The sequence below is a fragment of the uncultured Campylobacter sp. genome (assembly GCF_938017705.1).
Lineage (GTDB): Bacteria > Campylobacterota > Campylobacteria > Campylobacterales > Campylobacteraceae > Campylobacter_B.
Genome location: NZ_CALIIS010000176.1, coordinates 1 through 5,741 on the forward strand (window position 1 = coordinate 1; position 5,741 = coordinate 5,741).

The window sequence follows — 5,741 nt, forward strand, 5'->3', positions numbered from 1 at the left end:
GATGAGGAGCGTTTCTTCGCCAGTAGTCGCCGTCATTATACTCCGTAAGCTTTTTACCGCAGTCCGGGCAAATTTGATCCGTGTTTTTGACGTCCTCGTATCGGTAAAATTTAAAGCAGTCTTTGCACCACATATATTGCGGGTATCTTTTTATGCTCTTTTCAGAGCGGAAGGCGAGGTAAAAAAACGAGATACTAATAAGTAAAACCAAAAATCCCGAGATAAGAGAAGGATATCCGATTTTGCTCTGTATTCCTGCGGGATCTTCCGTTGTAAAAATTTCTATAGATATTATTAAAAGGTTTAAGCCTATCAGGGCATTAATCACTCTACCTATTTTTTTGTTTATGAAAATTCCTGCAGAAACAAATAATAAGCCGATAATGAAAATCTTGATAATATAGACCGGCTCAACTGCGCTCCAGCCCCCATATTTAAAATACATCTTTCCGCTAAAGCAGCCAAGAATGCTTTCAAATACAAAAAATGCGCCCAAAAGTATTAAACCTATCCTAGTGCTCATTTTTTATTCCTAAGGCTTTTTTGAGATAGTTGTCATTGTTTGAATAGTGCCTCATTGGGCTGTAGCTTGTTGTCGGGGGCATATTTTCATTAAGCATATCGTTAGCAAAATTTATCAAATTTAATAAAATATCTATTTTAGCCATCAATGTTGTATTCACCCTCACACCTCTATAACCATATTCTTATACTTTTCATAAAGCTTTGGCTTGAAAATTTTAAATTTCATAATGCTCCTTTTTAAATTTAATCGGTTGGCGATATTTTATTTACATAATCTAAAGCTTTATCCAATCCTCTTTCTTTACGCCAAATTCAAATTCAGCCTGCTTAAACGCATCCTCTATGCTTTCATGATAGGTATCGGTTTGCTCTTTCCCCGATTTGTCGAGACAAAATAGATAAAATCCGCTGTCGCCATCGTATTGAACGATGCTTAAAGCAAACGGCTGCGGTAAAATTTTATTGCCGTCGTAATGAGTAGTATTTTCGGTGGCTACGAAGCTCTTTTTACTATCTTTCAGATAAATTTTATATAGCTCTTTCATAATGCTTTCGCTAAATTTTAATCCGTTAGCCATTTTACCACGTATTCCAATAATTCCTCTAAATTTTCGGCTCCGCAACTTCCTTTGAGTTCGTTTTCCGTGGCATTGACGAAAAACCAATCCTCGTCATCTCTATCGATATTTATTTTGATCGGCTTTTTCCCGCTCTCGCCATCGATTTTAATCAACCAACCGGGATTATCGACCGTTTCCAGCGTAAGGCCGTATTGATGCTCCCATTCTCCGTCGCATTTGGAAGCATACCAGTTTTGTATGAGTTTTAGATTATTCATTGCTCCTCCTTTAATTTTATAAATTTTAAAATTCTCGATTTGTTAGGCTTTGATATTGCAATTGAAGCAGGGCTTCTTTGCTATTTAAATTTAATCGCTTATTAAAAATTTCTTTTCCACGCCGTCTTTATTTACGGTGATTATCTTCGAGTTTGGAATATTTAAAAATTTTATAGCTTTTTCATCTAGTTCGGACAATGGCTCCTCGTGATTGCATTTGGTTTTAAGATAATATAGCGAAAGATCACCCGTTCGATTTTCATCCATAAGCTGCATTATGCACTTATCGTTTGGATACCCACTATCATAGCGGTTTATCATCATAAACGGCTCGCAGCTTTTATGAAACGGGAAGCGGCCGAAGTTAAAAAGATTGCCGACGAGCTCAAATACAAGGACAAAAAACAGAAACAAAATGAATAGTTTGACCATTCTGCCTTTCACAGCGGCGCTCCTAAATTTTGAAATCAAAAATTCGTTTGTGTTTTAAATATATAAACGATATTTGCGCTCAAGTCGCGGGTGTGCCCAAGCGCTAGTCGTAGCGGTCGGGCGCAAAATTTACGACGCTATCTCGCTTTTTGCCGCGCCAGCTGCGGCGGATTCGCTTTCGTCCATGATGATGAGCTGTTTTGCACGCTTGATCTTGGCATCGTCGCGAAAAGCTGCGCGCACCTTGTCCATGCCGGTGTAAAATTCCTTCATCAAAACAAGGCACAAATACGCGCCGAATTCCGTCGTGCGGATGATCTCGCCCTCGATCCGCACGGCTCCTGCTAGCCTTAGCAGGCTAAGTTCTCTGCCCAGTTCGCGGCGCAGGCTTAGATCGTTTGCGGCGTTAAATTTAGCGATATCGATCTCGCCGTTAAAAAGCTCGGTCAAAAAGAGGTATTTTGCGCGCTCGGATCTACTAAAATCGCAAGTGGCGATGACGGTGCTTTCGTTTTTGCGCACCCTGCTTGCGTAATCTTCGAGGTTGAACGCATTTACGAGCAGCCTGCCGTCCAAAAAGCTAAACGCACCGCTTCCGATGCCCACGTATTCGTGATTCGTGCCTACATACTCGTCGTTGATGTTTGATTTTTCGCGAGCGAAGGCCCATGCGTTGCTGCGGTGCCAGCTAGAAAATTCCTTGCAGATGATGGAGTAAAACTCCTCCTCGCGGTCTACATTGCTAACGCCGAGGCTTCGCGCTATTTGATCGCGCATCAAAGGCGATTTCATCAGCGGATACAGCGTGATCTGCTCCGGTTTTACCGCTTTTGCCGCTTCAATGTCGCGAAGTAAAATTTCGCGAGTTTGAAACGGAAAGTTAAAAATCAGATCCAGACTTAAAATCGGTAGAATTCCGACCGCTCGGGATAGCTTTTCTTGCAGAATTTCGCCCGAGCCGAATTTGTCGTAGCGCGAAGCTTTGCGTAAAATATCATCATCAAAGCTCTGCACCCCTACGCTTAGGCGGTCTATTAGCCCGCGAAATCGCAGCAAGCTCTCAGGCTCGATGTGGTTGGGATCGCTCTCGCACGAGACCTCTTTAATGCTAAAAAGCGATTTGGCAAGTTCTAGCGTGCGCGCTAGCTCATCCTCGTCGATTAGCGTCGTGCCGCCGCCTACATAAAGCGTCTCAAAGTCGTAGCCTGCGTCCTTCGTTCGCTGCATCTCTACGCGTAGCGCGCCGAAATACGCCTTGCACGTGCCACGCTCGTAGGCGTATTTATGAAAGGAGCAGTACGGGCAAAACGTGTGGCAAAAGGGCACGTGCATGTAGAGCATATATTTTTTATCGGGATTTGGAATTTTAGCGATGTTCTCTTGCGTGATGTCGATTCTGAGGGAGTTGTATAGGGATTTTTGCATAGTTTCGGCGGCGTATTTTTTGGCGAAGCTATGCACCATTTGACTGATAAAATTCATAAAACTTTAGCCTTTTTTAAATTTAAAAATTAACTTCTGAAGTTTATCGAAAACTAACTTATAAATTTATCAATAATTCAATAAAAAGCGTAGCGCCACCATATATATTAGTGTAGGAAGCGCTATCGTAACGAGCGAATTACGAAATTTAGCATGCACGCAAAACGCCATAATCAGGCAAAATAGCAGCGCCGCCGTTTGCAAGATGTCCGCGCCAAAAGCCCGCTCGCCCGAAAAGCTAGGCAGCATAGTTTTAAGTGCATAGATTGTCAAAACGACCATTATCAAAAGCCCCGAGTTTTTCTGCAGATACGCCAGGTTTGGACTCGCGGTCTTTTTCTTAAAAAGAAGCAGCGGTAAAAATCGCGTCAAAATCGTAGCGAGCGAGGCTAGAAAGATATAGGGCAAAATTTCCACTACTTGCTCCTTTTTAGGAATTTTTGCAGCCTGCGTCCCGCGCGCGAAGGCCGCTCGAAGTATTTACGAAAGAGCAGCAGTACCGCTGTGCCGAAAATCAGAGTGCCGAATAAAAAGTATTTTGCAGGAAAGATAAAAAGCCCCGCAAACGCGCAGGCAAATCCTAGCAATAGCACTTTGTATTGCGGATTTGCTTTGAAAACCTCATAGGTAAGCATCGCAAAAAGCGCCGTCAGGCTAAACTCGACCCCGCTAAAATCAAGCTTTAAACTTGCCCCCAAAACAGCCCCCGCAACGACGCCCGCAACCCAGTAGGATTGATTTAAGACCGCCGTTAGATTATAGAGCAGATCAAGCTCTTTTAATCTTTGCGGCGTTATAGGCTGTTCTCCGTTAAGCTCCTCGGGGCGCAAAAATGCGCGCGCTTTTAGCAGGGCAAAGGTTTCATCCGTAAGGGCATATACGGCGTAAATTTTATGACGCACGAAGCGCAGCTCGTCCAGCAGCGACATCGTATAGAAAAAATGGCGAAAATTTAGCAAAAACGCCACTACGAAGGTATCTGCGAGCGAGGCGTGAGTTACGATGAATGCGATCAGCACGAACTCCACGCTACCTGCGTATATAAGCAGCGAGGTTAGCGCCAGAGCCCATACGGGCAGGTCTTGGCTAATGCCGTAGATGCCAAACGCCAGCCCCAGCGGCACGTAGCCCATCATCACGGGGAGAGTCGATTTTAAAATTTCGATTTTACTCATAGCTTTCCTAAATTTAAAAGGGCGATTGTAGCTAAAATTTTATTAAATTTTACAGGGCGCGCAAGCGGGAGCTGCGCCGTTGCGAGCGGGTTTTGCGCTGTAGCACGTCGTAAGAGGAGCTGCAAAATTTACTCGGTTCGGCACCGTAAAATTTTAAAATTTAGCCTGCGTAGAAATTCGCGAAATTTTAAAATTTTAGAGAGCGGATTTTTAAATTTAGCCTAAAATACGTGGCGCAAAAGTACGAATGCAAACGCCGAAAGCAGCGCTGAGACGGGCAGGGTGATGATCCACGCTAGCCCGATCGGCTTCATCAGCGACCAGTTCGTGCTGTGATTTACCAAGCCGATGCCTAAAATCGCGCCGATTAGCACGTGGGTCGAGGAGATCGGAAGCCCCAGTACCGATGCCGCCATGACGACGACGGCGCTTGCGAGCTCGGCGCTAAAGCCCGAGGCCGGGTGGATTTTTGTAAGATTGGTGCCTACGGTGGCGATTACCTCTTTGCCGATGAACCAAAGCCCCGCTATGAGGGCCACTGCAAACATTATCATAATCTGTTGCGGCACGGGAGTGGAGGGATTGATACTATTAGTAGCCATCGTATCGATGATGGCGGCAAACGGACCCACGGCGTTTGCGATGTCGTTGCTGCCGTGCGAAAAGGCAAAGCCGCTAGCAGTGAGTACCTGCAGCCAGCTAAACATCAAAAACGCAGATTTGTTTAAATTTGAGCGGCGCAGGGTTTTAGCGAAAATAAACATCAAAAGCCAGGTAATTAGCGTCGACATACCGATGATGAGGTAGTTGTAAAAATTCGTAAGCCCGAAATTTAGATTATGCAGCCCCTTAAATATCAACATCGCCGAGATCACGAAAGCGCCGATACCCGCTACGGCGGGGATCCCGTACTCTAGGGCTTTGTGGGATTTGAGCTTCTCTTTTTTCGCGTCAAGCTCGATCACCTTTTTATAATACTCGCTATCCAGCTCGCTTGGGTCGAAATCGGGATCGCGCATAGCGTAGATATCGTGATTTAGCGCTTCTGCATAGGCGATCTTTTGAATATCGTCCAGAGTCTCGAAGGTCTTTTTATGCAACTTGCGAAGGGATTTTTTTTCGCGCTTTATGCGGTCGATCTTTATTTGAGCGTAGCGGTTATAATCCAAAATATAATGTTTGATGAGCCAGAAAATTCCAAAGGAGATCACTCCGCCCAAAATCGGCGAGAGTACCCAAGAAATCGCTATTTTGCCGATCTTATCCCACTGCACTAGCCACAATGCGGA

Annotated in this window: 8 protein-coding genes; all 8 read right to left on the reverse strand. The window is 44.6% G+C overall.

Features of this window, described 5'->3' with window-relative positions:
* The coding region (locus Q0605_RS08315; RefSeq protein WP_298706060.1) for a hypothetical protein at nt 1-523 on the reverse strand (523 nt) is incomplete at its 3' end.
* A gap of 277 nt (nt 524-800) precedes the next feature.
* Complete coding sequence (locus Q0605_RS08320; protein WP_298706063.1) at nt 801-1,103, reverse strand: hypothetical protein; 303 nt, start codon at nt 1,101-1,103, stop codon at nt 801-803.
* Nucleotides 1,088-1,363: an Imm53 family immunity protein gene (locus tag Q0605_RS08325; RefSeq protein ID WP_298706066.1), complete on the reverse strand. Its 276-nt coding sequence runs from the start codon at nt 1,361-1,363 to the stop codon at nt 1,088-1,090. Before Q0605_RS08325 ends, Q0605_RS08320 begins: the two co-directional genes overlap by 16 nt.
* Nucleotides 1,364-1,453: 90 nt before the next feature.
* A complete protein-coding gene (locus Q0605_RS08330) occupies nt 1,454-1,795 on the reverse strand; it encodes a hypothetical protein (RefSeq protein WP_298706067.1) in 342 nt (113 codons plus the stop codon).
* A 129-nt stretch (nt 1,796-1,924) separates the two neighbouring features.
* Nucleotides 1,925-3,277, reverse strand: coding sequence for a coproporphyrinogen III oxidase family protein (locus Q0605_RS08335; protein WP_298706070.1), 1,353 nt, complete (start codon nt 3,275-3,277; stop codon nt 1,925-1,927).
* A gap of 69 nt (nt 3,278-3,346) precedes the next feature.
* Nucleotides 3,347-3,694, reverse strand: coding sequence for an AzlD domain-containing protein (locus tag Q0605_RS08340; protein WP_298706073.1), 348 nt, complete (start codon nt 3,692-3,694; stop codon nt 3,347-3,349).
* Nucleotides 3,694-4,452, reverse strand: coding sequence for an AzlC family ABC transporter permease (locus tag Q0605_RS08345; protein WP_298706076.1), 759 nt, complete (start codon nt 4,450-4,452; stop codon nt 3,694-3,696). The genes Q0605_RS08340 and Q0605_RS08345 overlap by 1 nt, the downstream gene beginning before the upstream one ends.
* 221 nt (nt 4,453-4,673) lie before the next feature.
* On the reverse strand, nt 4,674-5,741 hold a 1,068-nt coding region (locus Q0605_RS08350; RefSeq protein WP_298706079.1), incomplete at its 5' end, for an inorganic phosphate transporter.